This is a genomic window from Aeribacillus sp. FSL M8-0254, assembly GCF_038008845.1.
GTDB lineage: Bacteria > Bacillota > Bacilli > Bacillales > Aeribacillaceae > Aeribacillus > Aeribacillus composti.
This window is the reverse complement of sequence record NZ_JBBOZY010000001.1, coordinates 1,435,898-1,452,458: the sequence shown is the minus strand read 5'-3', so window position 1 is coordinate 1,452,458 and position 16,561 is coordinate 1,435,898. Positions and strand designations below refer to the sequence as shown.

17 protein-coding genes and 1 riboswitch are annotated in these 16,561 nt (G+C 40.7%); of the genes, 2 read left to right on the top strand and 15 right to left on the bottom strand.

Annotated elements, in window-relative coordinates; translation table 11 throughout:
* Positions 1 to 3 precede the first annotated feature (3 nt).
* Positions 4 to 585, bottom strand: a complete 582-nt coding sequence (locus NSQ44_RS07070; RefSeq protein WP_340856202.1) for an ECF transporter S component — start codon at positions 583 to 585, stop codon at positions 4 to 6.
* A 44-nt stretch (positions 586 to 629) separates the two neighbouring features.
* Here NSQ44_RS07070 and NSQ44_RS07065 point away from each other — a divergent pair.
* A protein-coding gene (locus NSQ44_RS07065) for an IS630-like element ISBs2 family transposase (protein ID WP_015374552.1) occupies positions 630 to 1,675 on the top strand; the annotation gives its coding sequence in 2 pieces (ribosomal slippage) (positions 630 to 1,133 and positions 1,136 to 1,675; 1,044 coding nt in all).
* A gap of 64 nt (positions 1,676 to 1,739) precedes the next feature.
* Here the strand turns inward: NSQ44_RS07065 and tenA (NSQ44_RS07060) are convergent.
* The 6 genes from tenA (NSQ44_RS07060) to NSQ44_RS07035 form a co-directional block, all read right to left on the bottom strand.
* A complete protein-coding gene (tenA, locus tag NSQ44_RS07060; protein ID WP_063386852.1) occupies positions 1,740 to 2,420 on the bottom strand; it encodes a thiaminase II in 681 nt (226 codons plus the stop codon).
* 17 nt (positions 2,421 to 2,437) lie between these two features.
* A complete protein-coding gene (gene tenA, locus NSQ44_RS07055) occupies positions 2,438 to 3,115 on the bottom strand; it encodes a thiaminase II (protein WP_063386916.1) in 678 nt (225 codons plus the stop codon).
* A 32-nt stretch (positions 3,116 to 3,147) separates the two neighbouring features.
* Entirely contained in the window at positions 3,148 to 4,413 is a 1,266-nt protein-coding gene (locus NSQ44_RS07050) for an acetylornithine deacetylase (protein ID WP_063386851.1), read from the bottom strand.
* A 124-nt stretch (positions 4,414 to 4,537) separates the two neighbouring features.
* A riboswitch (TPP riboswitch) is annotated at positions 4,538 to 4,638 on the bottom strand.
* A gap of 65 nt (positions 4,639 to 4,703) precedes the next feature.
* The gene (locus NSQ44_RS07045; protein WP_063386850.1) at positions 4,704 to 5,372 is read right to left on the bottom strand and encodes a hypothetical protein; all 669 of its coding nucleotides are present in this window, start codon (positions 5,370 to 5,372) and stop codon (positions 4,704 to 4,706) included.
* 229 nt (positions 5,373 to 5,601) lie between these two features.
* Positions 5,602 to 6,057 (bottom strand): TlpA family protein disulfide reductase, encoded by a 456-nt coding sequence (locus tag NSQ44_RS07040; protein ID WP_063386849.1) that lies wholly within the window; start codon positions 6,055 to 6,057, stop codon positions 5,602 to 5,604.
* 92 nt (positions 6,058 to 6,149) lie between these two features.
* Positions 6,150 to 6,698, bottom strand: a complete 549-nt coding sequence (locus NSQ44_RS07035; protein ID WP_063386848.1) for a peroxiredoxin — start codon at positions 6,696 to 6,698, stop codon at positions 6,150 to 6,152.
* A 350-nt stretch (positions 6,699 to 7,048) separates the two neighbouring features.
* On the opposite strand from NSQ44_RS07035, the gene NSQ44_RS07030 reads away from it, so the two are divergent.
* The gene (locus NSQ44_RS07030; protein WP_340856199.1) at positions 7,049 to 7,906 is read left to right on the top strand and encodes a mechanosensitive ion channel family protein; all 858 of its coding nucleotides are present in this window, start codon (positions 7,049 to 7,051) and stop codon (positions 7,904 to 7,906) included.
* 97 nt (positions 7,907 to 8,003) lie between these two features.
* Here NSQ44_RS07030 and NSQ44_RS07025 read toward each other — a convergent pair whose 3' ends face one another.
* The 8 genes from NSQ44_RS07025 to NSQ44_RS06990 all read right to left on the bottom strand — a co-directional run bounded on the left by NSQ44_RS07025 (position 8,004) and on the right by NSQ44_RS06990 (position 16,553).
* Positions 8,004 to 9,131 carry an N-acetyldiaminopimelate deacetylase gene (locus tag NSQ44_RS07025; protein WP_066248000.1) on the bottom strand — a complete coding sequence of 376 codons (1,128 nt, stop codon included), beginning with the start codon at positions 9,129 to 9,131 and terminating at the stop codon, positions 8,004 to 8,006.
* Positions 9,132 to 9,180: 49 nt separating this feature from the next.
* Positions 9,181 to 9,891, bottom strand: a complete 711-nt coding sequence (gene dapD, locus NSQ44_RS07020) for a 2,3,4,5-tetrahydropyridine-2,6-dicarboxylate N-acetyltransferase (RefSeq protein WP_063386845.1) — start codon at positions 9,889 to 9,891, stop codon at positions 9,181 to 9,183.
* Between the two features lie 74 nt (positions 9,892 to 9,965).
* Positions 9,966 to 10,838, bottom strand: coding sequence for a LysR family transcriptional regulator (locus NSQ44_RS07015; RefSeq protein WP_063386844.1), 873 nt, complete (start codon positions 10,836 to 10,838; stop codon positions 9,966 to 9,968).
* Between the two features lie 90 nt (positions 10,839 to 10,928).
* Positions 10,929 to 12,434 carry an MDR family MFS transporter gene (locus tag NSQ44_RS07010; RefSeq protein WP_340856196.1) on the bottom strand — a complete coding sequence of 502 codons (1,506 nt, stop codon included), beginning with the start codon at positions 12,432 to 12,434 and terminating at the stop codon, positions 10,929 to 10,931.
* A 183-nt stretch (positions 12,435 to 12,617) separates the two neighbouring features.
* Positions 12,618 to 13,073 carry a cyclic-di-AMP-binding protein CbpB gene (gene cbpB / locus NSQ44_RS07005; RefSeq protein ID WP_063386842.1) on the bottom strand — a complete coding sequence of 152 codons (456 nt, stop codon included), beginning with the start codon at positions 13,071 to 13,073 and terminating at the stop codon, positions 12,618 to 12,620.
* A gap of 218 nt (positions 13,074 to 13,291) precedes the next feature.
* Positions 13,292 to 13,483 carry an antirepressor AbbA gene (abbA, locus tag NSQ44_RS07000; protein WP_066247994.1) on the bottom strand — a complete coding sequence of 64 codons (192 nt, stop codon included), beginning with the start codon at positions 13,481 to 13,483 and terminating at the stop codon, positions 13,292 to 13,294.
* Between the two features lie 1,052 nt (positions 13,484 to 14,535).
* A complete protein-coding gene (locus tag NSQ44_RS06995) occupies positions 14,536 to 15,552 on the bottom strand; it encodes a FecCD family ABC transporter permease (RefSeq protein WP_445659496.1) in 1,017 nt (338 codons plus the stop codon).
* On the bottom strand, positions 15,549 to 16,553 hold the full coding sequence (locus tag NSQ44_RS06990) for a FecCD family ABC transporter permease (protein ID WP_340856194.1): 1,005 nt from the start codon (positions 16,551 to 16,553) through the stop codon (positions 15,549 to 15,551). The genes NSQ44_RS06995 and NSQ44_RS06990 overlap by 4 nt, the downstream gene beginning before the upstream one ends.
* Between the last annotated feature and the right edge of the window lie 8 nt (positions 16,554 to 16,561).

Here is a 16,561-nt window from a genome sequence, read left to right as displayed (position 1 = left end):
CCTCTAGTTCAGTGCGTCATAATCTTCATGCGACGCAGGTCTTACTAAATTAGTCACTCCTGTTGCTTCCAAAGATTTCACTAGATAATAGGCAAACGCGCCGGCAATAATGATTGAGCCAATCAATCGAGCTCCAATGAATAATAGCAAGTTCCAAAATACTAAGTCATCTATATAGCCTTTATAAAGATCCATAATTAGCGAACCAGCTGCTGAAGCGGCTGCAGCCAGCATGACAACACCGATATTAAACTTTTTATATCGAAAAATCGCAAAAATGATCTCTGCAAATAGTCCTTGGACGATTCCGTAAAGAAGAACCTCTATGCCGAATTCAGAGCCGGTTATAAATTCTGCAGATGCCGCTGCTGTTTCCGCTATCAGCGCTACTCCAGGCTTGCGAATAATAAGAAAGGCGACCGTCGCAGCAATAAACCACATACCGTATATGAGCTGGTCGACATGCAGCCCGATCGGCTTGACCGCATAGTAAAGCGGTCCCCATAGTTTATAAACAATTCCAAAAACGATCGAAATAACAATTGTTACTATATAAATTGAAATAAAGGTTTTCTCCCGTTCCACGGCGAATAAATACAAAGAGAAAATAGGGGAACGGAGAGAAAACTATGATGCCAAATCACAAAGACGAGATCGAAAAGTTGTCCACTGCCATGAAAGAAGCAAAAAGTAAACGAGCATATGAACGCTACCAAGCGATTTATCTTCATTTGCAGGGATATACCAAAGGAGAAATCGCAACGATTATTGGTCGATCCAAGAAAACTATTTATAACTATATTCATGCCTACGCCCAGCGCGGTCTTGATGGACTGGAGATGAAATACTCACCTGGCGCCCCACGTCGATTGACCCCTGAGCAGGAAAAAGAGCTGGCTTTGATCATTGAACATCAGCTCCCCGTAGATGTGGGATTCGAAGCAAAATATAATTGGACGCTTGCGATAATCGCTGAACTCATTCAACAAAAGTGGGGGCCAACATACACGCTTCGCGGAACAAGTGACATTCTGCATCGGTTAGGGCTAAGCTATACGAAACCGACCTATACACTAGCCAATGCCGATGAAGAGAAACAAAAAGAATTCGTCGAAATCACCTTCCCTGAAGTAAAAAAAAACTGGTAGATGGGAACATCGCCCATGTCCTCTTTCAAGATGAGTCGATGATTCGTGATTACCAAGCGATTCAAAAAACATGGTTTGTCAAAGGAAAACAACGAATCATTCCGACGTTTGGAAAACATCAAGGGCTGAAGCTGATTGGCACGTTGAACTACGAAACAGGGGAAGTGTTTTGCATCGAAGAAGAACGCTATGACGCGGAAACATTTCTTCGATTTCTTCAACTTGTGTTAGAACGCTATCCCACAGGCAAAATAGTGATGATTTTAGATAACGCTCGAATTCACCATGCCAAACTCATTCAGCCATTTTTAAAAGAACACGAAGATCGGTTAGAGCTCGTCTTTTTGCCACCATACAGTCCGCAATTGAACTTGATTGAAGGGCTATGGAAATGGCTGAAATCAGACGTGATTTACAACGTGTTCTATTCGAGTGTGCAAGAAATTAGAAAGAATGTCCAAGCCTTTATTCAGCGAATCAACCAGAAACCAGAACAAACGATCGATCGTTTGTGTGTTCAGTTGTAAATCTTTAATTCAACTTATATAGAATGTCTGTCAGTTTTAATCCTTTCATTATGATCAAACTCCTTTATTGACTGATTTTTGGTTCCACTTCCCATTTTTCTAAACGGTAAGCCATTTCCCAAAACGCTAATTCATATTGACTGCTGATGATAAAATGCTCTTCCATTCTTTTTAGATCGGCTTCTATCGTTTGTTGTGCGATTTCATCCAGCCTGTCAATTTGTTCTTCGACAAGCTGCTTAAACCAATCGCCCCCATAAGCCGCAATCCATTGTTGATAAATCGGTTCTTTTGGCTTCGCATCTTTTAATTTTTCGCCAATTTCGTAATATAGCCAATAGCACGGAAGTATTGCAGCAATAATATCGCCTAAGTGACCGTTGATCGCCGCGCGATATAAATGGGAAGTATAGGCGTACGCCGTTGGGGCCGGCTTAAAATTCGCCTTCTCCTCCTCTGTGATTCCCAGCTGTTTGGCAAATGTTTCATGAAGAGATAATTCCGCTTCAAATGTTCCTTGTGCATGCTGAGCCATTCGCGATGTCGTATATAAATCGTTTGCTTTTGCCGCTCCATACGATTGCACTTTTGCAAAATGGCTTAAATAATACGAATCTTGTAAAACGTAATAACGAAAACATTCAAGCGGCAAACTCCCATCGGCAATACCTTTTACAAATGGATGATCGAAGCTGGCCTGCCATATCGGATCTGCTTTTGTTCGAATTTTTTCAGTAAATTTCATGTTCATTCTCTCCTATATTAAGAATTGATTTCGATTGGCCACATTTCTTTTCGTTCAGACATTTCCCAAAACATATATTCGTATTTGCTCGTTGTGACAAAAATATCTTCCAGCCATTTCAATTCTTCTTCCCGTTTTCCTTCTGCAAGCTCATTCATTAAATCTTTCAGCCATTTTGCCAATTCACCGAATTCTGTTGATGCGTACATTTTTACCCACTCGCCGTAAAACTCATGTTCACTGGCACCAGGAATCTCATGTAAGCGTGTGCCGATTTCATAATAGCTCCATGTACATGGAAGGACTGCGGCAACCAGTTCTGCCAATGATCCTCGCTGCGACACATTTAACATATAGCTCGTATATGCAACGGTTGTAGCAGCAGGCTGAACTTGTTCTAATTTTTCCTTCTCTATTCCTATTCTTTCAGCGTATTGACGATGCAAATCCATTTCCACTTTTAACGTCGAATGTAGAAGATCAGCAAAAACTGTCATTGTTTGAAGATTGTGAGCCTTTAAGCTTCCAAGGGCAAACAGGCGGCAGTATTCGATTAAATAAAGATAATCCTGCTCCATAAAAAAGCGAAATTTGTCGATATCCAGCGTCCCATTGCCGATTCCTTGAACAAACGGATGATGGTAACTCGCTTCCCAAATCGGTTTTGCAGTTTTATACAATCGGTCTGTAAACATTTGAATTACCCCTTTCGCAGCTTTTGTAATTGTCATCGTTTTTTCTGATACCAATCAAATAAAAACGCGATCAGCGATTTTGTAAATGTTTTTAATTGGGGGATGGACAGCTTTTCATTCACCGAGTGTGCATCTTCAAGCGTGCCCGGTCCATATAAAACGACGGGAATTCCCGCTTCACTCAGCCAGCCGCCGTCTGTCACAGTAGGGGACATCGTCAGCTTTGCTTCCTCATTAAATGCCAGTTTATGTGCTTTTTGTAATGTTTTCACTCCGAGTGAATGTTCGTCATATGAAAAAGCTGGGAAAATTTCTCCTCGATCTTCAATCATCGATGTGCCGCCCCATTTAAATTTCGGAGGATATTTCCGAAGCCATGGATCAGCCATTGCAACATGATGGATATGTTCTTCAATTTCCCGGATCACCTCTACATAATGCTCTTCCGGGTAATAGTGAACGGTAATCCAAAGGGAACATTTATCGGCCACAAAAGCGGCGTGCCTTCCACCTTCAATCACTGCAGGATTAATTGTGGCAGAACCAGGCGGAAAGCCTTTGCTCGTTTTCATCACTGCCCAATGCTGTTCAAGCTCTCGCAGTCCTTCAATAATTTTCATCATTTTTTCAATCGCGCTTGCCCCAAAAAGCTTCCCGCCGGCATGAATCATTTGTCTTCTCGTGCCATCGTGAAATGTCTCGGGGCTTTCAATCGTAATCCAGCCCGTGATCACCCCGCCTTGCCCTTGTATTTCACAGTTGCTTGAATCGACAACGATGGCAAAATCAGCTCGATATCCCCGGTCGCAGCACGATTTTGTTCCTGCTTCGCCTACTTCTTCACCGACGACGGACTGAAAAATGATATCCCCTCCCGGCTCAATGCCGTTTTCTTGCAGCAGCTTTAATGCAAACAGACTGGCAGCCATTCCCCCTTTCATATCCGCTACACCGCGTCCGTATATGTAATCCCCTTTAACCGTTGCCTCAAAAGGAGGCGTTAGCCATTCTTCTCCCTCTTCGATTGAAGCGACATCAATATGCCCGTTAATAATTAAACTGTGGTAATATTCTGGATCTTTTCCTTTTTTCGTTCCTACTACGACTGGATCTTGTTCATATAAATCCCATTGATCAATGGAAAAGCCGATGTCTTCCAAATATGAGGCGACATACTTTTGAGCCTCTTTTGCATTTCTTGCCGGAGGGCTCGGCGTTTCAAACGATACGAGTGTTTTTAGAAGATTCAGAAGTTCTTCTTCCCTTTCATCAATTTGCTGAAATAGCGTTTGTAACACGTTGTCTCCCCTTTCTTAACATTTTGTTTTGAAAAATGGTTTGCCAACCAGTCTTGTAATGCAAAAAGCCCGTTCCCAATATAAGGGAACGGGCAAGTATATACAAAACCCATAGACAGGTTTCGATATTACTGCACCACTTCCCTACGCTAGTATGATCTAGATCAGGTTCAAAGGGTCAAGGCACACGCCTTTCTCAGCCTTTCGGCTCCCCTAGTGGTATGTTAATATTATGAAATTTTCATTTAATTTCATTAAATCATAAAATATAGAAAAATACAAGCTAACGGTTAATTGATCCTTTTTGCTGTCTTTAATAATTCACGATAACCAATTCGAGTAAATTGCAAATGTTGATCAATATAATTAGCCTTTTTCAAATGCTCGATGGATTGTTCAGAAAAACTGCCGCTAATTTCCTGAAACCTTTGATTAATTTCCACTAACGAATGATTTAATATAAAATCCGCATCAAGCAGCAGGACAATCCGCTCGATCTCAGGATCTCTTTTTAAAATCAAGTTGGCAATCCGGCCTTTCATGAATGCCAGCTCTTGTTGAAGCTTTGAAGCTTCATCCTCTTTTTCTCTAATTTTGGCTCGGTACTTTTGTTTTTCTTCCTCTTCGATACCGGCTTTTGTTAATAGCTCCTCCAACAATTGCGTTTTATCAAGCTCCAGTTTATTTAATTGCTGTTCTTTTCGCGCCATTTCTGTTTCATCAGGCAGCTTTTCGGTTTGAATAGGCTCTTTTCGTTCTTCTTTCATCTTTATCATATAGTCTATTTTCCGATAGACAAGGAAGGCGAGAACAACTAAACATCCATTTAATAGCAGAGATATAAAACGCACGACGACGTCGTTAAACGCAAGCAAATAAAATAGGAAAAGGATAACGATGACAGCCAAAAGCACCTTTAATAGATTCATAATGGAAAAAGTTTGTGATTGTTTTGCCATCCACCTATGCTCCTTTTTGTTCAAACTAGCATCATTTATTATAGCATGTTGTGATTTGGAATGTGAATCATTTCTTTAGGATTGAGAGCTGGAAAAAGGATGTCAGATGAATGGTAAATGGAGATGCTTATCTTTTGAAAGCTTCGAAGCAATAAAAACAAGTCCTTTCAAAGCCGGAAAGGTATTTCTAAAATGAAAAACCACCTGCAATGTTTTGCAGATGGTTGAATCATTCAGCGTTTTCTGTTTCCGCTAACACCCGATTAACACGTTTTTCCAGCATTTTCATTCCGCTTCCTCCTGCTTGGAAGTGGCGAAGAATGCCGTTTTTGTCAAAAACATAATATGCAGGTACATATTGATTTTCAAAAGCATCGGTTAATTTATGTTCGTTGTCAACAAAGATCGGTTGCGTAATCCCGTGTTCTTCCGCTACTTTTTTAATATCATCAATATCTAAATCCTTTTCGGAGCGAGGCATATGAACAGCTACTACGTTCAGTTTATCTTTATATTGATCGCGGAACTCATTTACTTTCGGCATTGCTTCTTTACACAAATGGCAGCTGATTGACCAAAAATGGATTAATGTTGGTTTTTCACCGATTAATTGCTCTTTCGTTACTTCGCCATTCAGCCAAGTTGTTGCTCCGACTAATTCAGGCATTGGCTCACGTAATTTCATTTCCGCTTCCTCCTTGAAGAATGAATATCAAAAAAATAATCGTTTGAAAAAAGGCCTAACGTACTGCTAGGCCCTTTGAATGAAAAGCTTCATTATACTTTAAGCGTTTCTTGACCAGGCTTCCAGTTTGCTGGGCAAAGTCCGCCAGTTTGAAGCGCTTGAAGTACACGCAATGTTTCATCAACATCGCGGCCAATGTTGTTATGGAATACTGTTTGATATTGAAGTTCGCCTTCTGGATTGATGATGAACAATCCGCGAAGAGCAACTCCTTCTTCTTCGATTAAAACGCCGTAGTCTCTTGATACTTGATGATTTGTATCTGCTGCAAGCGGATATTTAATATCGCCTAAACCGTTCTCTTCGCGAGGAGTTTTAATCCAAGCTAAGTGTGTGTGAATTGTGTCAGTTGATACACCAATCACTTCTGCATCAAGATCTTCAAATTCTTCATAACGGTCAGAAATAGCTGTGATTTCAGTTGGACAAACGAAAGTGAAGTCCATTGGATAAAAGAAAAGAACTGTCCATTTTCCTTGTTTCATGATTTCTTCCAAGCTTACTTTACCAAACTCTTTGTTTGGCAAAACGGCATCCATTTCAAAACGTGGAGCTTGTTTACCAACCAAACGCTCTGCCATTATGTAACCCTCCATTTTAAAATTTTATTTTAAAGGAAACTTTTTGATCGTTTCCTTCAAAAACAAATGAGAATGAATTGAGTATTTTCTCAATATCCTTCCTCCGATTACTATTATATATAACAACAAAATTTTAGTCAATTTTAAGTAATAATTAATTTAAATAATCTGTTTTACATTTTCATTGCGGTGAAGAGAACAATAATACTATTTCCAATTTTCGCCGCTATCATTAAAAAAATGTAACAATCATTGAAAATTCCTTTTTCTATGCTAAACTTTCAACTGTACATTCAGTTTAACACGATCCCGTCAAATAACCAAATGATTGGCTTGAAAAGAAAGGGGAAATGGTTTTGAACTTTTTTGAATCTATTGATTGGGCTGATCTGGCTTTAAAATCAGGAGAAGTTTTGGCCAAGCTTATTGGAATTTACATTGCATATATTATCGTCAAATCAATCGGCAATAAAATTATTCACAAAATGTTTGAGGGGCTTGAGAATCGGAAGGAAATTTCCACCACGCGGGCTAAAACGCTGCAAACATTAGTTTTGAATTTCTTTCATTATGCCCTGTTTTTCATTTTTATTGTTACCGTTTTTCAAGTGTTTGGCTACAATGTCACAGCGCTTTTAGCCGGGGCTGGGGTTGTTGGTCTTGCGATCGGCTTTGGAGCTCAAGGGCTCGTCAGCGATGTTGTGACAGGATTTTTCCTTCTCCTAGAAAAACAACTTGATGTTGGAGATTATGTCACTACAGGCAATTATTCAGGCATTGTGGAAGCTGTCGGTTTACGAACAACGCAAATCCGAGGCTTTGATGGCACATTGCATTATGTTCCAAACAGGCAGATTGTCGGCCTTTCCAATCATTCTAGAGGAAATATGCAAGCCCTTGTGGATATCAGCATATCGTATAATGAAGACTTAAATCGGGTCATGTCCATTCTTCAAGAAGCTTGCGACCAATTTGCAAAAGAAACTGAAGAGGTTGTGGAAGGTCCGGACGTTTTAGGCGTGCAAAATTTCGGCACGTCTGATGTGATTATCCGCATCATCGCCAAAACGAAAAACATGGAGCAGTGGGCTGTTGAAAGAAAGCTCCGGAAACGGCTGAAAGAAGTGCTTGATGAAAACGGCATCGAAATTCCGTTCCCTCATCAAGTGATGATTCATAAGAACGAGCATCAAAAGGAAAGAGGATGATCTCTCATCCCCTTTCCTTTTTAATTATGACTTCGTGTTTGTATAGAACGTATTTCTAATTTTTTTCTCTTGCTTTATGCAGGAGGCTATGAATCTTCTATTTATTGCCTTTCCATTCAAAATATTGACAAATAAGATCGACCGCTTTAAAGATTGCTTGTTCATTTGGTGAAAGCTTCGCATGATGAAGGCCGTAAGGAGAATCAACTCCAAGCCAAAACATAAATCCCGGAATTTTCGCCAGCATATAGCCGAAATCTTCCCCAGTCATCGCTTCTTTGCATACGTGGAGTTGAACTTCTGTTTCATTCTGGACAAACTCCATAAATTCTTTTGATAACGCTTCATCATTCCACACTTGATAATACATCGAACCCCAGTCAATTTCTGCTTTGCATTGGTAGCCGATTTCTATACCTTTGACCATGTCTTCAATCCGCTTTTTCACTTTTTCCATCGATTCGACAGAAAATGTGCGAATCGTTCCTTCCAATCTGGCATGATCGGCAATTATATTTTGTATCGTGCCGCTTGCAATTTTTCCAATGGTAATTACAGCACTTTCCAAAGGATCTATATTGCGGCTAACGATGGATTGCAGTTGGGTGACAAGGGCGCAAGCAGCGACGACCATATCATGTGTCGTGTGCGGAAAAGCGGCATGGCCTCCCTTCCCGGTTAAATCGATAAACAACTCGGACGTATTGGCAAAAAGTAGTCCAGGCTTCATTCCGATAGTTCCAACCGGAAGCTCCGGAGCAATGTGAAGCGCAGTGATCATATCCGGCATCCATTGTTGCATAATCTCGCTGTTTAGCATCGGCTCTGCACCGCCAGGCCCTTCTTCTGCCGGCTGAAAGATGAATAGCAGATCATCTTGAATCGGATGATAGGCGAAATGAGTTAAAACCCCCAAAGCGATCGTCATATGAAAGTCGTGACCGCAAGCATGCATCAAGCCTGGATGTTCTGATTGAAATGAAAGCCCCGTTTTTTCTTCAATCGGCAATCCATCAATATCTGTCCGGTAGGCTATCATTTTTCGAGGATTTGTTCCATGGACCTTCACGAAAATACCTGTTCTCCATGTTTTCACTTCAAGCCTTTCGTTCGGCAGCGAATGAATATAATCTAATAAATATTTTTGTGTTTTATGTTCTTGAAATCCGAGTTCAGGTATTTTATGCAAATCACGGCGAATGGCAATAAGCGCATCCTTATTCATATGAGTCCCCTCCTAAAGGATAAGCGTGGACGCTGTCCACGCTTCGAATTTAGAGCTGCCGCAATTCTTGCTTAATTTCAATTTTCGCTTTCGTTTTTTCGTCAATATCTTTAATTTTTTTCGCAGGAACACCTGCAACAACTGTGTACGGTTCAACATCTTCCACTACAACAGCACCAGCTGCAACAACCGCGCCTTTTCCTACCCTTACACCTTCTAAAATGACGGCGTTTGCTCCGATCAAAACATCATCTTCGATTACGACAGGTTTTGCAGAAGGCGGCTCAATTACACCAGCTAAAACCGCTCCGGCACCAATGTGGCAGTTTTTACCAACCGTTGCGCGGCCGCCCAATGTTGCATTCATGTCAATCATCGTTCCTTCACCAATGACGGCTCCGATATTGATCACTGCCCCCATCATGATAACCGCATTATCTCCGATTTCCACTTGATCACGGATGATTGCACCTGGTTCAATTCTCGCTTTTACGCCTTTTAAATCAAGAAGCGGGATCGCTGAGTTCCGGCGGTCATTTTCAACAACATAGTCTTCAATTTTATCTTTGTTTTCTGCTAGTGCTTGTTCAATTTCAGACCATTCTCCAAAGATGATGCCTGTGTTTCCAGTAATAAATGTTTTGGACTGTTCTCCAAAGTTGATTCCTTCTAATTGACCTTTTACATAAACTTTTACAGGAGTCGTTTTTTTACTGTTTTGTATAAATGAAATAATTTCGTTTGCATCCATCATTTTCATCGCAATACTCCTCTCTGTTTTTCTGTACCCCCATTACTGTATCAAAGAAAAGAATCAATTGACAAGCAAATTTATCATTCATTAATAAATTGATGGACGATTTCCATAAACGCCTGCACTTGTTTAAGCTTTAACGATGATTCATGCCCGATCAACCAAGTATCCCTTTTAATCGGCTTTCCTTCATGATCAATGAGCGGCAGTCGAAAGATCGAACCATCCTTTTCATCAATGCTGACAGAAGGCAAAATCGCAAAGCCGATACCATGATACGCCATTTGCTTGCACGTCTCGATCTGATCAACGACAATTGTCCTTTTTGGCGGGTTTTTAAATTGCCTGTGCCACCATTCTTGTATTTCTTGATAGTATGTAGAATCACTTTTAAATTGAATAAAGGGCCGCTCTGTGTGTACTAAATCATCGATGCTTTGAATTTCTGTGTCAACTAAATACAAAGTATCTTCCAGCAAATGCTGTTTAAACCCTTTCCAATCAGGGTTTCCGCGTATGATTCCGATATGAATATCATCTTCATATAAACATTTTAATATTTCGCTTGACCACCCGGTTATAAGTGAAATTTCCGCCTGAGGGTATTTTTGTACATATTTTTTCAAAACTTTTGGAAGCCAGTGCTGGCCGATTATAGATGCCACTGCAAGCTTTAACGTCCCGTACACTTCTCCTTCCAAAACAGAGATTTCCTCTCTTACCTTCTCTTCCTTTTCAATCATTTCTTTTGCAAACTGGACAACTTTTTCTCCTGCCGGTGTAAGAGTCAATCCCTTTTGTGAGCGCAAAAAAATTTTAAATCCCCATGCTTTTTCGATCGACTGAAGACGCTGCGACAAAGCAGGCTGGGAAACAAAAAGTCGGTCAGCCGCTTTTCTCATATTTTTTTCTTCAGACAAAGTCACAAGGATTTGCAATTCCGAAATTTGCATCGCTAAACCCTTTCCTTAGTGGATTCAATAGTTCAAAAACATTATAAAATATTTTTGCTTCTCCGTCATAACAAGTTTAGCAAAAAACATTCATTTTAATTCTCTCTTCGGAAGAAAGAAAATAAAAAGAACGCTCAAAATTGCTAATAAAAAGACGACGAAATAAACATGGTGAAGAGCAATGCTCAAACCAGACTCAAGAACCTCTTTTATAGGACCGGAAAGATCTGATTCTGGATTCAATAGGTTGTTGGCCGAATCAATGTTTAAGTTTTTTCCAGCACTATGCTCCTCCAAATATGTTTGCAGCTTGCTGTTTAAAATCCCGCCGAGCAAAGCGGCGCCTACGGTGTTGCCGAGATTTCGCATAAACATATTGGTGGCGGTGGCAATCCCGCGTTCTTTCCAATCAACTGCCGATTGAATCGATACAATGAACGAGGTCGATGTCAGCCCCATTCCGACGCCGAGTAAAAAAGAGCCGATCATAGCATGAACAGGTCCGTCATCTGCTGAAAGCATAACAAAGACAAGACTGCCGGCCAATAAAAAAATGCCTCCTAAAATTGATGTGGCACGAAAGCCGGCTTTTAAATAAATCCTCCCCGCTACTGTTGAAGCAATCGGCCATCCGATTGACATCGTTGTCAGCGTGAATCCAGCCACCATTGCCGATTTTCCCATAACACCTTGCACAAATGTCGGCAAAAAGGTGGAAATGCCCATAAGCATCATCCCGGTCGTCAAGGACGTTACATTCGCAAGCAAAATGGAGCGATTTTTCCAAAGCGAAAGCGGCATCATCGGATCATCGGCCCGATTTTCCTGAAAAATAAACAATATAAAGAAGCAGCATGCAACAGCTAATAACGCCGCAACCTCCCAGGAAGTCCAAGACCAGCGGACTCCTCCTTCGACAAGGACGATCATCAACAAGCTGATCGCAATAAGCATGAACATGGCGCCTGCATAATCAATGCTCGACTTTTTCTTATCAATGCGTTCATTCAAAAACAGACCGATTCCTGCCATTGATAAAATGCCTAAAGGAACATTCACCCAAAATACAAACTTCCAGCTTATGTACTCAACGAACAAGCCACCTAAAACGGGACCGATTATTGCAGAAAATCCCCATACACTGGACAAATATCCTTGTATTTTGGCTCTTTCTTCTACAGTATAAATATCGCCGACAATTGTTGTGGCGACTGGCATCACAGCTCCGGCTCCAATCCCTTGTATAAAACGGTATATAATTAAAGTTTCCATCGAATCGGCGAGACCGCAAAGCACAGAGCCAATTAAAAAAATAATGATGCCAAAAGCAAAAATCGGTTTTCTTCCAAACAAATCCGCCAATTTACCATATATTAAAATCGTTACGGAATTCATTAGTAAATAGGAAGAAAAAATCCAGCTATATTTTGAAAAACCGCCAATTTCTGCGACAATGGCAGGCATTGCTGTGGAAACGATCGTTGCCTCAACTGCAGCCATAAACATCGCCAGCATGACGGCAGCTAAAACGAACGGACGCTTTGTTTCTTTATGGTCTAGTTTTCCCCTATCTTTGTCAATAAGCGCCTCTTTCATCACGATCACCTCATTTGAAAATCACTTTCAATCGTTTGTAAGCATGGATTCATTTTGCCATAGCATTCGCATTCGTTCAATTGCTTTCCCAAAAAAACAATATCTATATTTTCATTATTTGAAGGTTGGATGGATTCGAAACTATTGAGCCAATATGAAATAAAAACGCCGGCAAGGGCGTTTTTATTTGGGAAACCTGGAATTTAATATCATTAGTTGTTTATGGAGCTTTTTTAAGATGACCCTTCTTGTAAAAATCCCCTCTAAAACACCGTCCTCATTCGTTATACATACAAACGTATGATTAATAACGAGCTTCAGCGCCTTCATCCAATCATCCGATACATTCAATCTGGAAACATCTTTGTTCATTACTTCTTCTACTTTCATATTTTGCAAACGCTCAAATTCGATTCGTTCCAATCCTAAAATTGAATCCATGATCAAATTCGTCGTAATCAGCCCGTGCAAGCGATATTGAGCATCCAAAACCGGAACAGCTGTATAGCCTGTTTTCGTCAACACTAATAATGCATGCTCTAAGTTATTTCCCATTTGGACATGAGCCACTTTGTCTGCAGGTATCATCAAATCTTTAATCGAAATATTTGTAAATTCTTCAGAAAAAACTTTTGTCATTCGTTTCTTCCTCTCACTTTGACATTTCATTTTAATCATAACATATGATCTGGAAAATGTGTTCCATTTACCAAAAAGAAACTTCCTATTTTATGATATCATTATGTAAGCGTTTTATCACGCGATAAACTTACATTTCTGCGAAAAGCGATGCTCTTGCAAAGAGCATCGTTCAGATGCCTCTCATACTCAAAAACTGGTCCTCACAAGGATACAGGTTACGTATGCGAACGGATTTTGTCATAAAGCTCCACTAATTTTTTGTATGTACATAAATCAAACTCTTTTTTTCCGCATTCAATATCATTGATTTCGCTCACAACCAATTCAATCGCAAAATGGTTGCGAAACAAAATTGCGACAAGCAATTGCTTTTCTTCTAGAGACAATACCGGTTGAACAGCTCGCATCGTTATTCATCCTCCAGTGCCTTCATTTTAAAAAACATCCTAACCATAACATATAATGAGCAGCTTTAAAATTATGTCGAAATTTGCTTACATCATGAAAAATAATATTCCTTTTTTCGCAGCTTTCAATTACAAGAAGCTGGAAATCGAATCAGAAGCCCGAAGCTGGAGCATGTGCAGATTGTTTTTTGTTTAATTAACCAAGTCGATTAAATGACATCACCGTTCGAACCGCTGCATTCAGTTCCTCTGGCTCCGGCAATTGTGTTTATTTACACTGATTCTAAATGATAGATACGTTTCTTCGCCAATAAAGTGTTGGAACTGATGCGAGGGCTTCTCCCCTTTGAAACCGTATGCTCTCTCTGTTATATGAAAAGATTTGATTGAAATGAAATGGGAAACATGGACCCATTGCTCAATAAATCACATGAACTTAAGAGCATCTTTGAGGCGGAAGCGAACAATGAAGCCAGCCAACCTTTCTCAAAAATAGTTGAGCTAGAGCAAAAGAACATGTAGAGCTGTATTTCCGTTCATTCTGTACGTCAGACAGCTCGAATTAGGACAAAGAGTTGAAAGATGCTAATCAATGCGTCATTAGGTGGGAAAAATGTTCAATTTTAAATCATCACGGTTGAAGCTCTTGTAGACAAAAATACTCTTTATAAAAGGCTGCACATAAAACAAAGAAGAAAAAGAAGCTGTCATTACCTTCAGTAAAATGTTCGATCAACTGCCAAACTTCTTGAATTCTGCTAAAAAATGAGCATTTAAAGAGAGTCTATGAGGCAAACTTTTTCACACTGACAAAGGCAGGAACGGCGGAGGGAGATTTCAGCCCTCCTGACGCCCAATTTTTATTAAATAAGGCATCAATTTGTCTTACTTCCAGCCAGATGTATTACGGAGTATCATGTAAGCAAATAGATGCCGTCTAGCTAAAAAAGGATGAACAGCCAGCCGACACATAGGAGTAATGGAAGATTTCTAAATTACTATCAGCTATTTTATTCCTGTCCTCATTCTTTTCTAAACGAAATGTGCCTCGATTATGATGATTTTTTCAATAAAATATAGATAAAGTAGGGCGCCCCGATTAAAGCTGTCATAATGCCCGCTGGGATGCCGTCGGGAAGTGCGATGTTTCGCCCGATTGTATCGGCCAGTAGTAGAAGCCACCCTCCCAACAAAATCGCAATCGGAAGATAAAGTTGATTGCGGGGACCAATCAGTGACCGTGCTAAATGGGGTGCCAAAAGACCGATAAACGCTACACCTCCCGTTACAGAAACCGCAGCTGCGGCAAGCCCGACAGCAGCCAATAGAAGCGTAATTCGCTCCCTCTCAATCTTCAAGCCAACCCCGACAGCAGTAGGATCGTTTAAACTTAATAAATTTAATTGTTGAGCTCTGAAAGCAATAAACGAAATCAAAATGACAATCCAAGGTAAAATTGCCAAAATAAACGGCCAATCTGCCCCCCAAACGTTCCCTGCCAGCCATTTGGCGATAAAATCAACTTTTTGCCGTTCTGCAGAAGAAATAATGACGATCATGGTTCCTGATAAAGCCATGGCGAAGCCGACACCGATAAGGACTAATCGAACGGGGTTTAAACCGGCATTTCGATCATAAGAAAAAACGTAAATAGCCCCTGCCGTTAAAAGAGCGCCGATAAAAGCTGCGACTGGCAGTAAATACACAAATGAGCCGACATCAGTTGGAAAAAATAAAAAGAACACTGCAATAGCTACTCCTGCTCCGGCATTAATCCCAATGATCCCCGGCTCAGCCAAATCGTTTCTAGTAATATCTTGAAAGATCGCCCCGGAAACCGCCAAAGCCATTCCTGCCAATAAGGTCACAATGATCCGCGGCAAGCGGACGGAAAATAAAACGAACTCCTCTTTAAACGTCCCGTGGCCGAGAATAGTTGGAAGCAAGCGATTCATCGAGACGGAGGAGGTGCCTAATCCCATTCCGATGATGGCCGTTGCAGCAATTAAAAGAATCAGAACAAGTATGATCAGCCGCTGCTTTTTTACAATTGCCGGATGTATGATCATGTGATAGCTTTCCCCCTTTTTTGCACAATGAACAGGAAGAAAGGCAAACCTAAAAAGGAAACAATGGCCGCCACCGGTGTTTCGTAAGGAGCATTAATCGTTCTGGCAAGCGTATCAGCGATTAATAAAAAGCAGGCGCCGAATATCGCAGACATTGGGAGAATATAACGATAATCGGCCCCTACGACCGAACGGACGATATGCGGAACCATTAAACCGATAAATGCCATATTCCCAACAAGGGCTACAGATGCACCAGTAAGCAATATAATGATGATAAACAGCACCATTTTTATTTGTGCCGTTTTTTGTCCTAACCCGACTGCCACTTCTTCATTTAAACTTACAATGGTCAGCTGCCTTGAGAAAAAAAGAGAAATGGTGATCCCAACGAGAGCAATCGGTATGAGGATCTTGAGCTGTTTCCATGTTGCACCGACAAGTCCTCCAGCTGTCCACATCGAAACATTTTTGTAAATATTAAAATATAAGCTGATTCCTTCCGCGACGGCAAAAAGAAAAGCAGACACAGCAGCCCCCGCTAAAACGATTTGAAAAGGAGAAATCCTTCCTTTTTTTACCGCACCGATTCCAAAAACTAAAAAGGCGCCAGCTGCTGCTCCAATAAAGCACACAATGGTCATACTAAAGTAATTTGCGTTTGGAAAAAGGGCAATTGTCAAAGCGAGTGCAGCATTTGCTCCGGCTGTCAGCCCTAATAATCCTGGATCTGCTAATGGATTGCGAGTCAATCCTTGCATGATTGCTCCGGCTACTGATAAAGAAGCGCCGACAAAAATAGCACCGACTTCGCGCGGAAGACGAATTTCCCGAATCATATCAATCGTCTTACCAGCCGCATCTGTCGTTAGCACAAGCCAAACATCTTTTACACTAGTGTCTGCCGCTCCAAACACCATCGCTAAAAAAAACGAACCAATCAGCAAAATGACTGCGAATATGAATTTAAAGAAAAATGAAGCGGAATCGTTTTTTAGCATACATCTCA